The 19138-nt window shown below is 60.7% G+C and carries 18 protein-coding genes; 11 read left to right on the top strand and 7 right to left on the bottom strand.

Features of this window, described 5'->3' with window-relative positions:
* The first annotated feature begins 1 nt into the window (after position 1).
* A complete protein-coding gene (locus KB449_RS17720; protein WP_282909635.1) occupies positions 2 to 1147 on the top strand; it encodes a sensor histidine kinase in 1146 nt (381 codons plus the stop codon).
* Positions 1144 to 1746 carry a response regulator transcription factor gene (locus KB449_RS17715; RefSeq protein WP_282909634.1) on the top strand — a complete coding sequence of 201 codons (603 nt, stop codon included), beginning with the start codon at positions 1144 to 1146 and terminating at the stop codon, positions 1744 to 1746. The genes KB449_RS17720 and KB449_RS17715 overlap by 4 nt, the downstream gene beginning before the upstream one ends.
* 87 nt (positions 1747 to 1833) lie before the next feature.
* Here the strand turns inward: KB449_RS17715 and KB449_RS17710 are convergent, their stop codons facing one another.
* Together KB449_RS17710 and KB449_RS17705 are read right to left on the bottom strand one after the other, a co-directional pair.
* Complete coding sequence (locus tag KB449_RS17710) at positions 1834 to 1929, bottom strand: sporulation protein YjcZ (RefSeq protein ID WP_286672224.1); 96 nt, start codon at positions 1927 to 1929, stop codon at positions 1834 to 1836.
* A 97-nt stretch (positions 1930 to 2026) separates the two neighbouring features.
* Positions 2027 to 2209, bottom strand: a complete 183-nt coding sequence (locus KB449_RS17705) for a hypothetical protein (RefSeq protein ID WP_282909633.1) — start codon at positions 2207 to 2209, stop codon at positions 2027 to 2029.
* Between the two features lie 126 nt (positions 2210 to 2335).
* Between KB449_RS17705 and KB449_RS17700 the strand changes: the two genes are divergently transcribed.
* Together KB449_RS17700 and KB449_RS17695 are read left to right on the top strand one after the other, a co-directional pair.
* Complete coding sequence (locus tag KB449_RS17700) at positions 2336 to 3613, top strand: M48 family metallopeptidase (RefSeq protein ID WP_282909632.1); 1278 nt, start codon at positions 2336 to 2338, stop codon at positions 3611 to 3613.
* Positions 3610 to 4593 (top strand): hypothetical protein, encoded by a 984-nt coding sequence (locus KB449_RS17695; RefSeq protein WP_282909631.1) that lies wholly within the window; start codon positions 3610 to 3612, stop codon positions 4591 to 4593. The genes KB449_RS17700 and KB449_RS17695 overlap by 4 nt, the downstream gene beginning before the upstream one ends.
* On the opposite strand, the gene KB449_RS17690 is transcribed toward KB449_RS17695, so the two are convergent.
* Entirely contained in the window at positions 4590 to 5654 is a 1065-nt protein-coding gene (locus KB449_RS17690) for an LLM class flavin-dependent oxidoreductase (protein WP_282909630.1), read from the bottom strand. The genes KB449_RS17695 and KB449_RS17690 overlap by 4 nt on opposite strands.
* Positions 5655 to 5795: 141 nt before the next feature.
* Here KB449_RS17690 and KB449_RS17685 point away from each other — a divergent pair, with 141 nt between their 5' ends.
* Entirely contained in the window at positions 5796 to 8177 is a 2382-nt protein-coding gene (locus KB449_RS17685) for a glycoside hydrolase family 95 protein (RefSeq protein ID WP_282909629.1), read from the top strand.
* 21 nt (positions 8178 to 8198) lie between these two features.
* Positions 8199 to 9404, top strand: coding sequence for a MalY/PatB family protein (locus KB449_RS17680; protein WP_282909628.1), 1206 nt, complete (start codon positions 8199 to 8201; stop codon positions 9402 to 9404).
* A 109-nt stretch (positions 9405 to 9513) separates the two neighbouring features.
* On the opposite strand, the gene KB449_RS17675 is transcribed toward KB449_RS17680, so the two are convergent.
* The 4 genes from KB449_RS17675 to KB449_RS17660 form a co-directional block, all read right to left on the bottom strand.
* Positions 9514 to 10332 carry an AraC family transcriptional regulator gene (locus KB449_RS17675; RefSeq protein WP_282909627.1) on the bottom strand — a complete coding sequence of 273 codons (819 nt, stop codon included), beginning with the start codon at positions 10330 to 10332 and terminating at the stop codon, positions 9514 to 9516.
* Between the two features lie 157 nt (positions 10333 to 10489).
* Complete coding sequence (locus tag KB449_RS17670; protein ID WP_282909626.1) at positions 10490 to 11356, bottom strand: 1,4-dihydroxy-6-naphtoate synthase; 867 nt, start codon at positions 11354 to 11356, stop codon at positions 10490 to 10492.
* Positions 11356 to 12048, bottom strand: coding sequence for a futalosine hydrolase (locus tag KB449_RS17665; protein ID WP_282909625.1), 693 nt, complete (start codon positions 12046 to 12048; stop codon positions 11356 to 11358). Before KB449_RS17665 ends, KB449_RS17670 begins: the two co-directional genes overlap by 1 nt.
* 170 nt (positions 12049 to 12218) lie before the next feature.
* Positions 12219 to 12956 carry a ThuA domain-containing protein gene (locus tag KB449_RS17660; protein ID WP_282909624.1) on the bottom strand — a complete coding sequence of 246 codons (738 nt, stop codon included), beginning with the start codon at positions 12954 to 12956 and terminating at the stop codon, positions 12219 to 12221.
* Positions 12957 to 13112: 156 nt separating this feature from the next.
* Between KB449_RS17660 and KB449_RS17655 the strand changes: the two genes are divergently transcribed.
* The 5 genes from KB449_RS17655 (at position 13113) to KB449_RS17635 (ending at position 18927) form a co-directional block, all read left to right on the top strand.
* The gene (locus KB449_RS17655; protein WP_282909623.1) at positions 13113 to 14012 is read left to right on the top strand and encodes a helix-turn-helix domain-containing protein; all 900 of its coding nucleotides are present in this window, start codon (positions 13113 to 13115) and stop codon (positions 14010 to 14012) included.
* A gap of 473 nt (positions 14013 to 14485) precedes the next feature.
* Positions 14486 to 14845, top strand: coding sequence for a class Ib ribonucleoside-diphosphate reductase assembly flavoprotein NrdI (gene nrdI / locus KB449_RS17650; protein ID WP_282909622.1), 360 nt, complete (start codon positions 14486 to 14488; stop codon positions 14843 to 14845).
* Complete coding sequence (gene nrdE / locus KB449_RS17645; protein ID WP_282909621.1) at positions 14832 to 16916, top strand: class 1b ribonucleoside-diphosphate reductase subunit alpha; 2085 nt, start codon at positions 14832 to 14834, stop codon at positions 16914 to 16916. The genes nrdI and nrdE overlap by 14 nt, the downstream gene beginning before the upstream one ends.
* A gap of 33 nt (positions 16917 to 16949) precedes the next feature.
* The gene (nrdF, locus tag KB449_RS17640; protein WP_282909620.1) at positions 16950 to 17909 is read left to right on the top strand and encodes a class 1b ribonucleoside-diphosphate reductase subunit beta; all 960 of its coding nucleotides are present in this window, start codon (positions 16950 to 16952) and stop codon (positions 17907 to 17909) included.
* Between the two features lie 247 nt (positions 17910 to 18156).
* On the top strand, positions 18157 to 18927 hold the full coding sequence (locus tag KB449_RS17635; protein WP_350356230.1) for a hypothetical protein: 771 nt from the start codon (positions 18157 to 18159) through the stop codon (positions 18925 to 18927).
* Positions 18928 to 19138 lie beyond the last annotated feature (211 nt).

Here is a 19138-nt window from a genome sequence, read left to right as displayed (position 1 = left end):
CATGAAGCAAAAAAGCGGGCAGGCTCGCAACGGGCCGCCCCTTTATTTTTCCCTGATATGGCTCGTCTATTTGATATTTCCGCTTGAAACGATTCTGAGCATGCCTGCCGCGCAAATGATCCCGAGCCTGCTGCTGCTGGGCTTGTTCGTCGGCACCTACTTGTACAGCTTCAAGGCGCCCCGGTTCCGGTTTACCGCCGCCCTGCTGCTGCTCGCGATGGTCGGTGTTTTCTGCTGGCTGTACGGGGAGAACTTCGTGTTCCTGACCTTTTATCCATCGCCGCTCGTCGGCACGTTGAACGTCCGCTGGAAGCGATTCGCGGGCATGGGTGCGATGCTTGCGCTGCTCGGAGCGGTCGCGGTTTACTTTGGCTTGTACGAAAACGAAACCGATATTTTTCAATATTTGCCCGCGATGCTGATCATGCTGACGGTGCCGTTCGGCATGCAGCTGACCAGGCGCTCGAACGAGCTTAAAAACAAGCTGTCGCTGGCCAACGACGAGATCGCCCGGCTCTCCAAAAGCGAGGAGCGTCAGCGCATCTCGCGGGATCTCCACGATACGCTCGGGCATACCTTGTCCCTTATCACGCTGAAGAGCGAGCTGGCCGAACGCTTGATCGCCAAAAATCCGGAACGGGCAGCGGCCGAAATCCGGGATGTGCAAAATACGAGCCGGGCTGCGCTAAAGCAGCTGCGCGAGCTCGTATCCGGCATGAACGCGGCTACGACGAGGGAGGAGACTTCGCATGCGTCCCAGCTGCTGCAAGCTGCCGGCATCCGTCTGCAGGTGCGGGGCGAGGACCGTCTGGCGGACTTGCCGCCGCTCGTCGACAACATGATGGCGATGTGCTTGCGGGAGGCGGTGACGAATGCGGTCAAACACAGCGGCGCGTCGTCGTGCCGAATCTCGTGGGCCAAGGATGATTCGGGCATCGTAATGACGGTGAGCGACGACGGTCGCGGCTGTCCGCCTGACGACAAACGGGAGAAAGCGGGAGGCTCCGGCCTGCGCGGCATGCGGGAGCGGCTGCGCCTTATCGAGGGAGAGCTCGAATGGCGTTCGGAAGCGGGAGCGGGAACGCAACTGACCATTAAGCTGCCGCTGGTGGAAAAAACGAAAGATGAGGAGGCGACGGGCATATGAGAGTCATCGTCGCGGAGGACCAGGGCATGCTGCGAGGCGCGCTCAGCGCGTTGCTCGATCTCGAGGACGACATCGAAGTGGTCGGCCAGGCGGCGGACGGCGAGCAGGCGCTTCAGATGATCGAATCGCTTGGTCCAGACATTTGCGTCATGGATATCGAAATGCCCAAGCTGACGGGGCTAGACGTTGCGGAACGTCTTAAGAACGCGAAGCATACTTGCAAGGTCGTCATTCTGACGACATTTTCGCGTTCGGGTTACTTTCAGCGGGCCATGCGGGCGGGGGTCAAAGGATTCCTGCTAAAGGATTCGCCGATCGACGAGCTCGGCGCTGCGCTGCGCTCGGTTCATGGCGGCGGTCGCGCCGTCAGTCCCGAGCTGGCGGTACAGCTGTGGGATGCGGAGAATCCGCTCACCGAACGGGAGCGGGAGGTGCTAAAGCTGGCCGGTGCAGGGCTGGGCGCGGGCGAGATCGCGTCGAGGCTGTTCCTGTCGCACGGTACGGTACGCAACTATCTGTCGGAGGCGATTCAGAAGCTGGATGCCAAAAATCGGATCGAAGCGACCTTGATCGCGGAGCGCAACGGATGGCTGGGCTAAGCAGCCGTGCGACCTTGCGGAAAACGTTAAAATGGCCTTGAGGGGGCGACAGTCGCCCCTTCGAGGCCATTTTTTAAGCCATATCGATTAGTAGAAGCCGACCCGCAGAATGATGACGAGCAATACGAACATAACGAGCGCGAACGCTGCGCCGCTGCCTCCGCCTTCAACCGGATATCCCAACGCTATCACCACCGTGTCCGAAGTGAACTGCTCATTGCTCAGACAGTGTATGTGAATCGCGGAGATCGGCTTATGCTATAGCCTATACGGACCGATTTCAGGCTTGAGGCGGCCGCTTTTTTTTCGCTGCCCGCACGCGCTGCCAGCCGAAAACGGCCAGCGCGACGCCGGCGGCGACGAGGACGATACCGACGTACGGATTCAGGAAGATAAGGTCGGCGACGCCGAAAATGACGATGAGAACGCCGAAAATGACGAATTGAAGCGGGTGCGTCTGCATTGCGGCTGAACCTCCAGGGCGTGGCGAATAAAGGACGATGCTTTGATCATAGGACGAACCGGCGTTTTTTGCAATTGCTGCGGCCAGCTTTTATGATGAAGAAAACGACCGGCAAGGAGAGTCGACATGTCCACCGTCTCGCGGCTTCGAATGTACGGCTTGTGGTTGGCAGGCTGCGCGGCGATCGTGCTGCTGTACGTATGGTACACGTCGCCCAACGCGGTACCGGATGCTTACAAGGGAACGGCTGCCGATCCGTTCCTCTTTTATACGTCGGACCAGCTCCGCGAGAGCGCGACGCTGAATGCGATCCGCAACGGCATCTTTTTTTTCAGTTGGCCGTGGCAATGGGCGATCTATCTGTTTCTGCTGACCGGGGGCTGGTCACGCGCCTGGAAGGAGCGGATCGAAGCGGGCAGGCTGCCGGCGTTCGTTCGCCTGCCGCTTTACGTGTTGCTCGTATATGCGGTGTCTGTCCTGCTTTATTTGCCGCTTAAGATCGCGAGCTATGCCGTATCCCGCGGCTACGGCATCTCGACGCAGACGGCAGGGAGCTGGCTGGAGGACCGGGGACTCGACTTCGTTATCGGCTATATTACGGCATTGGCCGTATTTGCCGTGGCCAGATGGGTCATGTCGCGGGGCGGACGATGGTGGCTTCGGTTATGGCTTATTTCGGTGCCGTTCACGCTGTTCATGATGTACGTCGAGCCTGTCGTTATCGACCCGCTCTACAACAAGTTCGAGGAATTGTCCGATCCGACGCTCGAGTCCGCGATCCTGGACTTGGCCGGGAAAGCCGATATTCCGGCGGACCGGGTGTACGAAGTGCGTATGTCGGACAAGACGAATGCAATCAACGCTTACGTATCCGGCATCGGAAGCTCGCTTCGCATCGTGCTGTGGGACACGGCGCTGACCAAGCTGGAGCGGCCCGAGATCATGCAAATTATGGCACATGAAATGGGGCATTACGTCAAGCATCATCTGGAGTGGAGCGCGATCGGCGCGATCGGCAGCTCCTTCGCTTTGCTCTGGATCGGCGGCGCCGTTTATAAAATCGTCGTACGAACGCGAGGCAGGGAATGGGGGATCTCCCGAATAACGGACATGAACGCGCTGCCGCTCATTTTACTGCTGCTGTCCGTGCTGAACTTCGTATCGCTGCCCGTCTCCAACGCCGTGTCCAGACAAGCCGAGGCGGATGCGGACCGATACGCGCTCGAGCTGCTAGGCACGGCCGACGGCGCGGTATCGATGCATCAGAAGCTGGCCGTCGCCGCGCTTAGCGACGTGAATCCGCCGCTGCTCGTGAAGTGGCTGCGGTCGACCCATCCGAGCGATATGGCGCGGATCGTGCAGGCTGAACGCTATGCCGAACAGCATGGGGAAACAACGCCATGACAGCTTCGCAGGAAACGGAGACGGTAAAGGTGAAGGTAAAGGAAGCGCCGGCAGCCGGGATTGATGGCTGGACCGGCGCAGCGCCGTTGCTGCGTCTGTACTTGCTTAACGGCGTACGAAGCGCGCCTCATTTTCTCGATCGTCTGAAGGAAACGCTGACGGAGCGCCTGGCTTTGCTGGGGTTCGACGTGCGCGGGCACGTCATCTTTCCTTATGACGACTGGCACAGGAGGCTGCTGCCGCAAATACGGGAGGCGCGCTTCGACATCATGCTGCCCTATCGCAGCTATGAGCGATCCATCGGAGGGAAGCGGGCGTTGGCCTTGCTGGAGCGTGATCGGGCCGGCGAGGCAGGGCGTCGGGCGCAGGATGAAAAAGAAGGGGCCTCCGCAGTTATAGTGCCGGCGCGGCATGAGGCGGAAGGAGATCGCGCAGTCGGTGTACCGGCGACATCTGCGATGCCGCTTACTCGTCCAAAGGAGCTTGCGTTGTTCGTCGGCCATAGCGCGGGCGGAGTGGCAGCCGTTCATGCGTCGGGGCTGCTGCTTGCGCGCGAAGGCGGAATGCCGAGCCCGGTCGTCATGATCGGGTCGCCGAAGTGCCGAATTCCCGGGCCGCTGCGAGACGCCGTGCTTTACGTGCAGGCGGAGCGGGAACGGAAAACGCGAGGCGAGGCGCGCGGTTCGAAAGCGGCGACATCGCGTTCGGGAGCGGGTCTCGCAAGCCGCACGGCAGACCCGATCTGCCGGATCGGGTCCTTCGGGGGCTGGGGCAAAAACGCGGATCGGCTGCTGCCGGGCTGGCAGGGAGATCGCCATGCGCCAGGCGCCCGTGCCGCCGTGCGGATCGCCGGCGGGCATGCGGATTACTTTCGCGATCGCGCGCCTTATATCGCTGGCGACGGCAGGACGAACATGGACAAGACGCTTGCCGCGGTATGGCCCTGGCTGACGGACCGGCTGGACGAACGATTGCGCTAGTCGCCGCAAGCCTCCATGATGAGTTCGTAGGAGCGTACCCGGTCGGCGAAGTCATGCGCGTACGACACGATCATGAGTTCGTCGGCTCCATACGTCTCGCGCAGCTCCGACAGCCTGTCGCGCACCTGAGCGGGGCCGCCCACGATCATGGCATTCGCCAAGCCCGGCTCGTCCGGCCCTGCGGGCCCGGATGCGCCGAGCAGGAGGGCAGCTTCGTCCGGACCGGGAATACCTGCTTCGCCCCGTCCCTGCCCGGACAGCAAACGCCAGGCCCGCACGCTGCGGGCGATTTCTTCGGCCCGCGGCTGCGAATCGGCGCATACGGCCGACACGGCCAGGACCACATAGGGGCGTTCGCCCCTTGAACGGTCGAAGCTTTTACGATAAGTGGCGATCGCTTCCGCTGCATTTTCGCGGTTCATGAAGTAGCCGTAAGCGTAGCCCGTTCCGTACGCGGCGGCCAGGCTCGCGCTCTTGCCGCTCGTGCCGAGCACCCAGGGCGCGGGGCCATCGCCGGAGGTGCCAAGCGTACCGGCCGATCTCGATCCCAATCCCAATCCCGATCCCGCTTCCGCCTCCGCTTCCGCGCGAAACTTTTGCCCAAGTCCCGGTTCTTGCGTTCCGGGCTTTTCGCCGTTCAGATAGCCAACGAGCGCGGCAAAGTCGTCCGGCATTCGAAGCGCCCGCTCCAGATAGTTGTCCGACAGCGCCATGGATATCTCGGCCGGACCGCCGGGAGACCGGGCGACGCCGAGGTCGATCCGCCCGGGGAACAAGGCGGCGAGGAGCCTGAACGTCTCCGCAACCTTGTAAGGCTTGTAGTACGGCAGCAGAATCGCGCCGGCCCCGATCCGGATGCGCGAGGTCATGGCGCCGATCATGCCCAGCATCACCTCGGGCGTCGAGCAGGCGAGCCCCCCGAGTCCATGATGTTCGGCCAGCCAGTAGCGCGAATAACCGAAGCGCTCTCCTGCCTGGGCGAGCAATGCCGACGACCGGAGCGCGTCGCCCGGCGTTTGGCCGGCAACGACGGGTGCCTGGTCCAATATGCTTAGCTTCAATTTGCAACCCCTCCGATCTATCCTCCAAGTATACCGCAGCGCCTTCAAAAAGGCGTTCACATTCCCGATGCCTTCTGATAGCATGGAGATATTCGTCCGGCCGCGGCCGGAACAGCCTGCAATCGAAAAGAGGGAAGACGGATGTCTCGCTTGAGAAAAGACGGTTCGCGGACGTTATGGTACGAGCGGCCCGCACTGGATTGGAACGAAGCGCTGCCGATCGGCAACGGTCGCCTTGGCGCGATGGTATTCGGGGATGCCCGGCGCGAGCGCATGATGCTGAACGAGGATACGCTATGGTCGGGAGAGCCGGTCGATACGAACAATCACGGCGCGCTCCCGTACCTGGCGCGCAGCCGGGAGCTGATCGCCGAAGGAAAGTATTGGGAAGCCCAGCAGCTTGTCGAAGCGAATATGCTCGGCGCCGATACGGAAGCCTATCAGCCGCTGGGCAATCTGCTTATCGATGTGGAGGCGCTCCTCCCCGAGGCGCCGGCCAAGTATATCCGGCGATTGGATCTCGCGCGCGCCGTGCACGTCATCTCGTATGAGGAGGACGGCGTCGCCTTTACACGGGAAGCGTTCGTCTCGGCCGCCGAGCAGGTGCTGATCGTGAGGCTGACGGCGAACAGGCCTGGCGCGCTCAGCTTCGCGGCTTCGCTCGAGAGTCCGCATCCAGCGGAAACGTCTCTTTTGGAGGCGGGCGGCGCGGTCATCAGCGGCCGTGCCCCGATCTCCATCGATCCGGCGGTGTCCTATGCGCCGGATCGCGGCACCGCGTTTGCCGCGGCCATTCGCGTGGCGGATACGGACGGACGGTCCGAGACGCTCCAAGACGGCCGGGTGTGCGTATCCCGCGCTTCGCGGGCGACGCTGCTGCTGTCGGCGGCGACCAGCTTCGCCGGGTACGACCAAGATCCCGCTGGCGGGCCGGATCCGGTTGCACGCTGCGTGCAGGACCTGGCGGACGCCTCCTTGTCGAACGGCGATGCGCTGATCCGGCGGCATACGGATTCGTATCGCGCTTATTTCGACAGAACGGATCTTTGGCTGGGCGACGCTAACGAGGACGAGCGGGCAGCAGCGCTGCCGACGGACGAGCGGCTGAAGCGCGCAGGGCAAGGCGTCTGGGACACGGGGCTGGCAGAGCTGTACTTTCACTACGCCAAGTATCTGCTGATCTCAAGCTCGCGGCCCGGCACGCAGGCGGCCAACCTTCAAGGCATCTGGAACCATCATCTGACGCCGCCGTGGCGCAGCAATTATACGATTAATATCAATACGCAAATGAACTATTGGCCGGCCGAAGCGCTCGGTCTGCATGAGCTGGCCGAACCGCTGTACGACCTGATTGGAGAGCTTAGCGTCAAGGGCAGGGAGACGGCCCGAATTCATTACGGCGCCCGGGGCTGGTCGTCTCATCACAATACGGATATCTGGCGCAGGTCAAATCCGGTGTCCGGATCCGCCAGCTGGGCGTTTTGGCCGATGAGCGCCGGGTGGCTGTGCCGGCATCTGTGGGAGCGGTACCTGTACGGGGGCGACAAGACCGAACTGGGCGAGCGTTTCTACCCGATCATGAAGGATTCGGCGCGCTTTGCGCTCGACTGGCTCGTGCCGGACGGCTCGGGACGGCTTGTCACGTCGCCCGCTTCGACGCCCGAAAATTTGTTTCTCGATGAGCGGGGACGCCAATGCTCACTCTCCGTGGGCACGACGATGGATCTCTCGATCCTCTCCGAGCTGCTGCGGAGCGTGCTGGATGCGAGCGTCGAACTGGGCGTGGACGAAGCCTGGCGGCCGGAGCTGCAGGACGCGCTGGACCGGATCGAGCCGTACCGGATCGGTACGAAGGGCCAGCTGCTGGAATGGTCGGAAGAATTCGAGGAGGAGTCGCCCGGCCATCGGCACTTCTCCCATCTGTACGGAATGTACCCGGCCGAGCAGATCGACGTCGTTCGCACGCCCGAGTTGTCCGCGGCTGTCCGTCGCAGCCTGGAGCTCCGTCTTGCCGCAGGCAGCGGGCATACGGGCTGGAGCTGCGCTTGGCTCGTGAATCTGTGGGCGAGGCTGGGCAACGGCGACGAGGCGCACCGCTACATCGCACAGCTGCTTGCGAAGTCCACCTATCCCAATCTGCTCGACGCGCATCCGCCATTCCAGATCGACGGCAACTTCGGCGGGGCGGCCGGCATTGCGGAAATGCTGCTGCAGAGCCATGCGGGCGAGCTTCGGATTCTTCCTGCGCTGCCTGCGGCTTGGCCGGACGGCAGCGTACGCGGCTTGCGCGCACGGGGCGGCTATGTAGTCGATATCGATTGGCAAGATGGCGATTGGACAGAGGTTCGCATCGCGGCCGAGCGGGACGGATACTGCGCGGTAAGGCTGGAGGCGGCCGAAGCAGTCGCGATCGCGGACGAGGACGGACGAGCGGTGCCGTTCGAGACGGAGGAAGGCCGCTTGGTTTTCCTCGCGGTCGCGGGACAAGCGTTCAAGCTGAGCAACGCCGCAAGCGGCAGTTAAGATGGACAGGAGGATTACGAAATGAACCGATTCGACAAAAAGGTGGAGCTTCGGCTCCCGGACTCCTTGAAATGGTCGGGCGTAAATCGACTGTTCAAAGGAGAAGACCTGCTGCCGCTATGGGTAGCCGATATGGACTTCGAGGCGCCAGCCCCCGTGCTGGAGGCGATCCGGCGCCGTGTCGACGCAGGGCTGTTCACCTATACCGAGCTGCCGCCTTCGCTGTTCGAGGCGGTGGCCGGCTGGCTGGACCGCAGATTCAATTGGCCGGTCGCGCCAAGCGACCTGCTGTTCGCTTCGGGCGTCGTCACGCTCCTGAAGGCGTCCGTACTCGCCTTTACGCAGCCCGGGGACAGCGTCGTCGTTCAGCCGCCGGTATACGGGCCCTTCGGCGATGCGGTGACCGGCCAAGGCCGGGAACTCGTGCTGAACCCGCTGAAGATCGAGCAGGGAAAGTACAAGATGGACTTTGACGACCTGGAGGCCAAGCTTCGGCTCACTGGCGCGAAGCTGCTGCTGCTATGCAGTCCGCACAATCCGGCCGGACGCGTGTGGGAGGAGGCAGAGCTGAACAGACTCGCAGCGCTCTGCCAAGCGTATGGCGTGACGGTTGCTTCCGACGAGATTCATTCGGATCTGATTCTGAGCGGTCAGCATATCCCGATCGCGTCGCTGCCGGGCATGGCGGAGCGCACCGTTACATTCATCGCGCCGAGCAAGACGTTTAATTTGGCGGGGCTTCACACGTCGTTCGCCGTTGCGACCGACGAAACGTTAAGAATAGGACTCGACCAGGCGCTCGGTTACCGGAGTCCGAATCCATTGTCCATTGCGGGCGCGGAGGCCGCTTACCGCGAAGGAGAAGAGTGGCTGGAGGCTTGCCTTGCGTACTTGCGCGGAAATGTTTCGTTTGCGGCCGATTACCTGGCCGAGCTGCTGCCCGATGCGGTCGTCTATGTGCCTGAAGCGACTTATCTGCTGTGGGTCGATCTGCGTGCTTACGGTTTGAGCCAGGAAGAACTCGGGCGTCTGCTTGTGCAGGAAGCGCGCGTCGCCGTAAGCGGCGGCGGCGCATTTGTGAGCGAGGGCGAGGGGCGCATCCGCATCAATCTGGCGACCCGGCGCGAGAATTTGGAAGAGGGGCTGAGCCGGATCGCCCGGGCGCTTGGCAGCGTGCAGCCCGGCGGCGAAGCAGGGATTGACGGAGCGGAAGCAGGAGAAGCGTAAACGGAGAAACGTAAACGGGAGAAGCGTAAACGGGAGAAACGGGAGAAACGGGAGTGCTGGAAGCGAAAACAGGCGAAGCAGGAAAAGGCGAAGCAGGAAAAGGCGAAGACTAAAGCTCTTCGCCATTCCAGCTGGCCCTGCGGATTTCCGACGGGGTGCGTCCTGTCAGTTGCTTCAGCGTTCGGGAGAAATGATGGGGCGTCTTGAATCCGCACTGTCTCGCGATCTCCGCGGCAGGCAGTCCCGTATGCTCGAGCAGTTCCACGGCGCGTTCGGTCCGGTACCGCCACACATAATGGATCGGCGTTTCATGCTCGTATTTGTTGAAAAGCCGCACCAGATGCTCGGGCGTGACCCCGGCCTCCCAGGCCAGATCGCCCAGCTTGATCTCGCCGCCGTAATGCGATCTGATCCAGGCCAATGCCCGCTCCACTGCGGGCGAGCCAGTCGAAGCGTCTCCTCCTTCAGAAGCCAAGCCTTCCATATCGGGCTGGAGACGGAGCACGGCGGCGCCGAGACTGCGCATGATCGCGCCGTTGCTCGGCAGCTCGTTCTGGACGGTCAGGATAAGCTCGACGAGTTTGTTCATTTCCGGCGATACGGGCCACACGCCCGGGGGTTCTCCGGCATCGTCGCCGGGGAGCGATTGCCTGTCGATCTGTACGGCGACCCAGTTGTGTCTCGTTACGTCGTCGCCCGTTATATCGAAGGACTCTACGTGTCCCGGCTTCAACAAAATGGCTTGTCCGGCTTTGACCTGCTGAGGCGCGCCGTCGATCGTGACGCGCATCTCTCCCGCATCCAGCAGCAAGAGCTCAAAATCGCGCTGCCTGCGCGGCCCGAACCGGCCCCCCGACGCATAAGTGGCCGACCCGGCTACCGCCGACTTGACCGCTTCGAAGGGAACTTGCGACCTGCTTGACGCCACATGCATAACCTCCAGTCGCTGCGACATGCAGCCTTCTTCGCTGTTTAGTACATACACGCCAGACGGCTGCGTGAATCGCGGTCGCGCACAAAAAAAACGGCCGCGCCGTCCGATCGGGACGAACGCGGCCGTTTTGGCGCGGGCAAGCTTGCTATGATTAGCGGACGTTGATACCGCTCCGCAAACGCAGAGACGCGACGCGCGCCTCGGGCACGAGTCCTTCGGCGGCGGCGCGGCCAAGGAGCGCGTCGACGGCCGCGAAGCCGTCCGCGCCCAGGTCGCGGGTGAAGCCGTTCACGTACAGGTCGATATGAGACTTGGCGACCTCCGACGAAAGCTCCTGCGCGTGCGACATGACATATTCGCGCGAAGCTTCCGGATGCGCCCAGGCATAGTCGACAGAAGCGCGAATCCAGTTCGCTATCGCCTCCAGATCGAGCGAGCGCTTCGCGACGATGGCTCCGAGCGGAATCGGCAGGCCGGTATCCCGCTCCCACCAGCTGCCCAGATCCTGCAGCATCGAGAGGCCGTACTGCTTGTACGTGAAGCGGGCTTCGTGGATGACGAGGCCGGCGTCGATCTCGCCGCGCTGCACGGCTGGCATGATCTGATGAAAAGGCATGACGATAATCCTTCCGACGCCGCCCGGGACGTTCTGCGATGCCCAGAGCCGGAACAGCAGGTAGGCGGTCGAGCGTTCGCTCGGAACGGCCACCGTCTTGCCGGCAAGACGGGCGGGGTCCGGCTGGCCGTCCGCGGGAGAGCCTGCAGTGAGCACGAGCGGACCGCAGCCGCGGCCCAGCGCGCCGCCGCATGGCACAAGCGCGTAGTCCGGGTGCGTCCAAGGCAGGGCCGCATAAGAGATCTTCATGACCTCTGGGCCGTCGGTGCCCTCGGACAGGCCGTTGGTGATATCGATATCGGCATACGTCACGTCGAGGCTTGGCGCGCCGGCAATCAGACCGGCCGACCATGCGTGGAATACAAAAGTGTCGTTAGGGCAAGGCGAGTACGCGATTTTCATTACAGCTCGACCTCCTTCAAAATGGCAAACGCGGCGGACAGCGCCGCCAGCGCGTCTCCGATCCGCCAGGCGTCGCGATCCCGCGGACCGACCGCGTTGGAGATCGCGCGCAATTCAATGAACGGCTTGTCCGCATCGGACGCGGCAACCGCCACGCCGTAACCCTCCATGCCCTCGGCGACAGCGCCTGGCACGCGAGCCTCGCGCACGGCCGCCGTGGAGGCCGTGCCCGTTGCCGTCGACGCGGTCACGATCGGACCGGCGACGGCGACCAGCCCGGCCTTGTTCAGCGCCTGCAGCAGCGCTTCGGCGAGCGAGGCGTCCGCCGCAAGGACGGACGTGCCGAAGCCGAGCTCGTCGACCGAGACGAAACCTTCCGCCGTCTCGACGCCAAGATCGGCGGCGATCGAGGCGGCGCCGACGGCTAGCGTCCCTACGGGCGCCCGCTCGGGATAACCGCCCGCGATGCCGGCGCTGACGACGAGCGTCCAATCTTCGCCGCCGGCGAGAGCGGCGGCCGTGCGGGCGGCCGCGCTCGCAGGTCCGACGCCGCACAGCCGCACCTCGAAGCGGCTGTCGCCGTCCAAGCCGCGGAGCGCCGCGTCCCGTTCCGCTTCTACCGCGGCCATCACAAGGATTCGGGCCTCGGGAGGAATTCCCGGCTCCCCCCGAGTTCCCGTCATTTCCGTCATTCTTTTCATCTCCATTTCGTCCCATATCGTTCATGTCCCGTCACGGAGGCATCGTTCTATTTTACCGCAGTTGCCCGCGGCAGTGAAGGGACATCCAAAGCTAGCCTGCCTAAGAGAAAAAGACAGCCCGGCCGGCGCGAACCGGCGGGACTGTCTTTTAAACGCGTGGATCAGGACTTGGGCTTGATCGCTTCGAGCGGCTTGTGGTTGCCGTACTTTGGGTATTCGCGCGTCGAAGGCGCGGCCCACTTGGCGGCATTGCTCAGCACGCGGCGAATCTGCTCGTTGTAATAGGTCGGATACGTCTCGTGCCCGGGGCGGAAGTAAAAAATCTTGCCTTGGCCGCGATGGAACGTACAGCCGCTGCGGAACACTTCGCCGCCCTCGAACCAGCTTACCATGACCAACTCGTCAGGCGCCGGGATGTCGAAGTGCTCGCCGTACATTTCCTCGGCCTCGATGTCGATGTATTCGCCGATGCCCTCCGCGATCGGGTGATTGGGCGCCACGACCCAGATGCGTTCCTTCTCGTCGGCTTCGCGCCATTTGAGATCGCAGGACGTGCCCATCAGCTTCTTGAAGATCTTGGAGAAGTGGCCCGAGTGCAGCACGATAAGCCCCATGCCGCGCAGCACGCGGCCCTGCACGCGCTCGACGATCTCGTCCTTGACGTCGCCGTGCGCCATATGTCCCCACCAGAACAGGACGTCGGTCTCGCTGAGCAGCTGCTCGGACAGTCCGTGCTCCTCGTCGTCGTCGAGCGTTGCGTAGCGAACTTCGAACTCGTCCGTGCCGAGTCCTTGCCCGATTGCGGCGTGAATGCCCTCAGGGTACACCTCGCGCACCTTTTCGCTCGTTTTTTCGTGGCGGTTCTCGTTCCATACGGTGACTCTGATACGCTGTGCCATTTAAATGCAGCCTCCCGATCCTCGTATACTTGTATATGCTTTCTTGTTCTCAGTATAGACAATCGGAGCTTGCCGGAATATGTCTGATCTTAATTCATTTATATTCAAAAGTGTTATACTGCTTGATGAAGCTATTAAAGAGGTGAACGATCCAAAATGCCGAACGCTATCGATACGCACGCGGACGCGGTCAACGAAAAAGTCGTGTACCAAAATCCGCTGCTGTTCCTCAAAGTGTGGGAGCTCCACGGCGCGGAGCGGATTCGCCGAGCCACGGACGCCTGGCATTGGCATTATCATAAAGAAGTAGAGTTTCTGGCGATCATCGAGGGCGGTCTTGAGGTGCAGACGATGTCGTCGCTGACGATGCTCGGGCCGGGGGACGTCATGGTAATCGGTTCCTCCCGGCCGCACAGGACGTGGAGCGCGGCTGGCAAGCCTGTCAGATACATCGTTTTCCAGGTGGATCTCGTGCGGCACTTCGATCAGAGCATTCTGCCCTACCTTCATCACTTCTCGGAGCTGACCGGTCCGCTTGAGGATTTGAACTACATATTTGAAGCAAGTCCTTCGGCGCGGAACGAGGCTCATGCGCTGATCGCCGATATTTACGAGGAGACGTACAGGGGGCGTACGGGCTACGAGATCGCGGTCAGCGCGTCGATCAAGCGTCTGCTCCTGCTGATGCTCAGAGGCGACGACCGCGGCGTGCTGCGGGGGACGGAAGAGGCGGGCATCGTGCGGATGCGGCCGGTGCTCGACTATGTGGAGAGCCGTCTGGGGGAGAAGATCGCGGTGGACGACGTACGTCGCCTGCTCGGCATGAGCTACCATCATTTCATCAAGACGTTCAAGCGCACGATGGGCATCCCGTTCGTCGACTACGTGAATTTTAACCGAATCAAAAAGGCGGAGCGCCTGCTGCTTACGACCGACCTTAGCATCATGGAGGTCAGCTTCGAGGTGGGCATCTGGAACATGGCGCAGTTCTACAAATTGTTCAAGCGGCACAACCAGCATTCGCCCAAAGAGTTCAGACAGCGCATGCGCAATTGACGGCGAAAAATTCGAAAACAATCCCTTGACAAATCGGACAAGAAGTCCCCCTATATGTAGTATGGACGGGCCGACGGCAGCAATTGTCTGCCCGTCGTTTTTTTACGAATCGATCTTAATCGACCGTAACCCTTGCGGGACGCGGGTTTTGCGAATTCCTGCCTGCATCTTATAAATTTTAAGCCGCTCCATGGATTGACAGGCACAATATATTGATATAAATTTATAAATGTCCTCAACATATCGGTTTGAACTCCGCGGGCGTTGGTTAATAAACGGTAGCGGAAAATGACGATAAGTTGACCCGGCAAGCCAGTGCCGGCGGTGCAAACAACAGGATATTCGGCGGGTTTTCGAAGGCTGCATTGCAGTACGAGCGAAAGCTTTTTCGTGATGCCCGCACAGCGTATTTCTGCGCGCCGATTCTTCTATTTTATTACATATTTTCAACTTTTCAGGAGGGGGATTGCGCCATGCTGATCGCATACGCATCGAAGACGGGGAATGTACGGAGGTTCGTGGGCAAGCTGAATCTGCCGGCCGTGCCGATCGACGAGACCGAGACGCTGGACGAGCCGTTCGTCCTGGTCACCTATACGACCGGGTTCGGACAAGTGCCGGACAACGTGGTCTCCTTCCTGGAGCGCAATGCAAGCAAGATGATTGGCGTATCGGCCAGCGGCAACCGCAATTGGGGGAACGGCTTCGCGAAGAGCGCGGATACGATCGCCGAGCGGTACGGGGTACCGGTGCTTTACAAGTTCGAGCTGTCGGGAACGCAGCGCGACGTCGATAATTTTAAGCGGGAGGTGAGCGCAGTTGCGGCATATTGAATTGAACAACCTGCTGATGCAGCGCGACGCTGACGGATTCTTTCAACTGGACAAGGACCTGGAGGCCGTCGATGCGTTTATGGAAGAAGTGAAGCAGCGCAGCCTGTCGTTCACGGGGCATCTGTCCAAGGTCCATTATATGATCGAGAACGACTACTACGAGGACGTATTTGCAAAGTACAAGGAGCACGAGGTCGAAGAGGTGTACCGGATTGCGCACGGCTACGACTTCAAGTTTCCTTCTTATATGGCGGCTTCCAAGTTCTACACCGATTACGCGGTGAAGAGCAACGACCGCAGCATCTACCTGGAGCATTACCCGGACCGCGTTGCGATCGTCGCGCTGCACCTGGGGCGCGGCGACGTCAATACGGCCCATCTTCTGGCGCAGGCCATGATGGAACAGCGCGTGCAGCCGGCGACGCCGACCTTCCTCAACGCGGGCAAGAGCCGCCGCGGCGAGATGGTATCCTGCTTCCTGCTGGAGATGGACGATGCGCTCAACTCGATCAACCATGTGCTCGGCACCTGCATGCAGCTGTCCAAGATCGGCGGCGGCGTCGCCGTCAACCTGTCCAAGCTGCGCGGGCGCGGCGAGAGCATCAAGGGCGTCGAAGGTGCGGCCAAGGGCATCATGCCGGTGCTCAAGCTGATGGAGGACGCTTTCTCCTATGCCGACCAGATGGGCCAACGCAAAGGCTCGGGCGCCGGCTACTACAATATTTTCGGCTGGGACGTCATGGAGTTCCTCGACAGCAAGAAGATCAACGCAGACGAGAAAACCCGTCTCAAGACGCTGTCGATCGGCCTGATCGTTCCTTCGAAATTCTACAAGCTGGCCGAGGAAAACAAGCCGCTGCACGTATTCGCCCCATATACGGTGTTCAAGGCTTACGGCAAGCATCTGGACGATATGGATATCGACGAGATGTACGACACGCTGCTCGCCGACGACCGGGTGAAAAAGAAAGCGATCATGACCGCCCGCGACATGCTCGTCAAGATCGCGACGACGCAGCTCGAATCCGGCTATCCTTACATTATGAACCGCTCCAACGCGAACAAAGATCACGCGCTCAAGGACATCGGCGCCATCAAGATGTCGAACCTGTGCACGGAGATTTTCCAGCTGCAGGAGACGAGCGAGATCGGCGACTACGGCCAGCCCGACGTCATCCGCCGCGACATCAGCTGCAACCTGGCATCGCTGAACATTGCGAACGTCATGGAACACAAAAAGATCAAGGAATCGGTGCATGAGGGCGTAATGGCCCTGACCGCCGTGAGCGACATGACGACCGTCGCCAACGCGCCGGGCGTCGCCAAGGCGAACCGCGAGCTGCACTCCATCGGCCTCGGCGCGATGAACCTGCACGGCTATCTCGCGAAGAACAAGATCGCTTACGAGAGCGACGAGGCGAAGGATTTCGCACGCACGTTTTTCATGAGCATTAATTTCCACTCGATCGAGAAGAGCATGGATATCGCCAGAAAATCGGGCATTACGTTCGACGGCTTCGAGAAATCCGAGTATGCGAAGGGCGCGTACTTCGATCGTTATACGGAGACCGACTACACGCCGCGCACGGACAAGGTCAAGGAACTGTTCGCCGGCATCGCGATTCCGACGCAGCAGGATTGGGCGCAGTTGAAGGCCGACGTTATGAAGCACGGCCTGTACCATGCGTACCGACTGGCGATCGCGCCGACGCAGAGCATCTCGTACGTGCAAAACGCCACTTCCAGCGTTATGCCGATCGTCGAGCAGATCGAGACGCGGACGTACGCGAATTCGACGACGTATTATCCGATGCCTTTTATGCGTCAGGACAACTTCTTCTATTACAAATCGGCCTATCAGATGGATCAGTTCAAGGTACTCGATCTGATCGCGGAGATTCAGGCGCATGTGGACCAAGGCATCTCCACCGTGCTGCACGTCAACAGCAACGTGACGACGCGCGAGCTGGCCCGCTACTACATTTACGCAGACAAGCTGGGACTCAAGTCCCTGTACTATACGCGGACGAACCGTCTGTCCGTCGAAGAATGCATCGCTTGCGCCGTCTAAGACGGACAGGCGAATCTGAAGGAGATTAGAGCTATGGCAACGCACAAGGCGGTCAACTGGAACCGTCCCGACGACGATTTCTCCGCGATGTTCTGGAATCAGAACATCATGCAATTCTGGACGGACGAAGAGATCCCGCTCTCCGACGACAAGATGTCGTGGATGGAGCTGAACGATGACGAACGCGATCTGTACATGAAGGTGCTGGGCGGCCTTACGCTGCTCGACACCGTGCAAGGCGGCGTCGGCATGCCGAAGATTTTGGAGCACGTCGAAGGCCTGCAGCGCAAAGCCGTGCTCGGCTTCATGGCGATGATGGAGCAGATTCACGCCAAGTCCTACTCCAGCATCTTTACGACGCTGGCGACGACGGAGGAGATCGACCAGGTTTTCGCTTGGGTCGAACGCAATCCGCATCTGCAGACGAAGGCGGAGACGATCGCCCAATACTACAACAACATCAACACGCCGAAGGACCTGTACCTGGCGATGGGCGCTTCCGTGCTCCTCGAAAGCTACCTGTTCTACAGCGGCTTCTTCTACCCGCTCTACCTGGCCGGACAAGGCAAGATGACGAGCAGCGGCGAGATCATCGACCTGATCCTGCGCGACGAGAGCATCCACGGCGTCTATGTCGGGCTGCTCGCGCAGGAGATCTATGCGAAGCTGGACGAAGACGAGCAGACGGCCGCCTACGAGACGCTCAAAGGGCTGCTCAGATACCTCCACGACAACGAGGAGCGTTATACCGAGAGCCTGTACAACACGATCGGCCTGACCGGCGAAGTGAAGGCATTCCTTCGATACAACGCCAACAAGGCGATGATGAACATGGGACTCGAGCCGTTGTTCGAGGACGAGGAGATCAATCCGATCGTCCAGAATGGCATCAGCACGCGGACCAAGCAGCACGATTTTTTCTCCAAAAAGGGCAACGGCTACGTTCGCACGACGAATGTGCAGCAGCTCCGCGACGAGGATTTCGTATTCTAATCATTCCGAAGCTTGAGACAACTTTATATAGATGCATCGTGTCGCCCCGCAGCCGGCTTATCGGTTGCGGGTTTTAATTTTGCTGCTCGTCAGCCCGAGAATGGTTTCGGATAGGTAATTTCCTCCAGAGTCCAGTCTGTTCCAAGACCAAAGTCTGTCCCGCAAACCGCACCTGCGCCAGATTCTGGCACATTTGCGTTTTGATATGCTAAAGCCACAAGGAATCAGTGGCGGGGAGCGGGCGAAGATGAGCAAAGGGAAGCGCGGAGAAGATGGGGAGAAATGCCTTTATATTTTATTGACCGACACGGGGACGTTGTTCACGTCGATGATCAAACGGTTCACGGATGCGCCCTACAATCATGCTTCGCTCGTCTTCGGCGCGGATTTAAGCGAAGTATACAGCTTCGGACGAAAGAAGCCGACCAATCCTTTTGCCGGCGGATTCGTCGAGGAGGACGTTTATACGGGCACGTTCCGGCATTTCCCGAATACGCGCTGCGCGCTGCTGCGACTTAGCGTTTCGGAACGGCAGTTGGAGCGGGCGCGTGGCGTTGTCGGCACGTTCAAGCGTCAGCCGGAACGGTACAGCTATAACCTGATCGGACTATTCGGCGTGCTGCTCGACCGAGAGATGGGGGCGGACGATGCCTATTTTTGTTCGGAGTTCGTCGCCGAGGCGCTGCGCGAAGCGGGGGTGCGGCTCTGGGAGCGGCCGTCGGCGCTCGTGGCACCCGATCATTTCCGGACGCACGGCGGCTTGGAGACCGTATACGAAGGTCTCCTGTACGATTATCCGCTGCTCGACCGAGATCGGCTTCGCGACATCGACGAGCCGGCCGGGAGGCCGTGGAGCGAGCCGGGTCGGACTACGGATGCGCAGCGCCGCCTCCGGAGCGGCGAGTCCGCCGCTTCCTGGGCCGGTCTGCGCAGGATGGCGAAGCGAAGAAGGGTTGCCGAGCTCGCGGATGACGCCGTCGAATGGTTTTCGTCGAAGTTCGCTTCTATACGCTTGTAGCCAAAAAAAGAAGCGTTTGGTCAGCCTCCGCGGCGATCCGAACGCTTCTTTTTTTGTTCGTCGGTGCTGCGGTGCCGAAGAATCGGTTGGAAATCGAAACGAAAAGTCAGATTTGTAGGTAGAGCATGCAACCGCTTTCTTTTTATAATGTAGGCAGGAAAAGGACCTCGCGTTCGGGTCTTGCCTCCCGCAGCTTGGCAAAATCGGGTGC

This window comes from Cohnella hashimotonis (assembly GCF_030014955.1).
Lineage (GTDB): Bacteria > Bacillota > Bacilli > Paenibacillales > Paenibacillaceae > Cohnella > Cohnella hashimotonis.
The sequence above is the reverse complement of the archived record's forward strand: the minus strand, read 5'-3'. Positions and strand labels throughout refer to the sequence as shown.

Excerpts from the sequence above, each read along its gene's own strand:
- KB449_RS17700 (WP_282909632.1), top strand. The coding sequence starts at position 2,336 with ATGTCCACCGTCTCGCGGCTTCGAATGTACGGCTTGTGGTTGGCAGGC.
- KB449_RS17720 (WP_282909635.1), top strand. The coding sequence starts at position 2 with ATGAAGCAAAAAAGCGGGCAGGCTCGCAACGGGCCGCCCCTTTATTTT.
- KB449_RS17680 (WP_282909628.1), top strand. The coding sequence starts at position 8,199 with ATGAACCGATTCGACAAAAAGGTGGAGCTTCGGCTCCCGGACTCCTTG.
- KB449_RS17685 (WP_282909629.1), top strand. The coding sequence starts at position 5,796 with ATGTCTCGCTTGAGAAAAGACGGTTCGCGGACGTTATGGTACGAGCGG.
- KB449_RS17665 (WP_282909625.1), bottom strand. The coding sequence starts at position 12,048 with ATGACGGAAATGACGGGAACTCGGGGGGAGCCGGGAATTCCTCCCGAG.
- KB449_RS17715 (WP_282909634.1), top strand. The coding sequence starts at position 1,144 with ATGAGAGTCATCGTCGCGGAGGACCAGGGCATGCTGCGAGGCGCGCTC.
- KB449_RS17695 (WP_282909631.1), top strand. The coding sequence starts at position 3,610 with ATGACAGCTTCGCAGGAAACGGAGACGGTAAAGGTGAAGGTAAAGGAA.
- KB449_RS17705 (WP_282909633.1), bottom strand. The coding sequence starts at position 2,209 with ATGCAGACGCACCCGCTTCAATTCGTCATTTTCGGCGTTCTCATCGTC.
- KB449_RS17670 (WP_282909626.1), bottom strand. The coding sequence starts at position 11,356 with ATGAAAATCGCGTACTCGCCTTGCCCTAACGACACTTTTGTATTCCAC.
- KB449_RS17660 (WP_282909624.1), bottom strand. The coding sequence starts at position 12,956 with ATGGCACAGCGTATCAGAGTCACCGTATGGAACGAGAACCGCCACGAA.
- KB449_RS17635 (WP_350356230.1), top strand. The coding sequence starts at position 18,157 with ATGAGCAAAGGGAAGCGCGGAGAAGATGGGGAGAAATGCCTTTATATT.
- nrdF (WP_282909620.1), top strand. The coding sequence starts at position 16,950 with ATGGCAACGCACAAGGCGGTCAACTGGAACCGTCCCGACGACGATTTC.
- nrdI (WP_282909622.1), top strand. The coding sequence starts at position 14,486 with ATGCTGATCGCATACGCATCGAAGACGGGGAATGTACGGAGGTTCGTG.
- KB449_RS17655 (WP_282909623.1), top strand. The coding sequence starts at position 13,113 with ATGCCGAACGCTATCGATACGCACGCGGACGCGGTCAACGAAAAAGTC.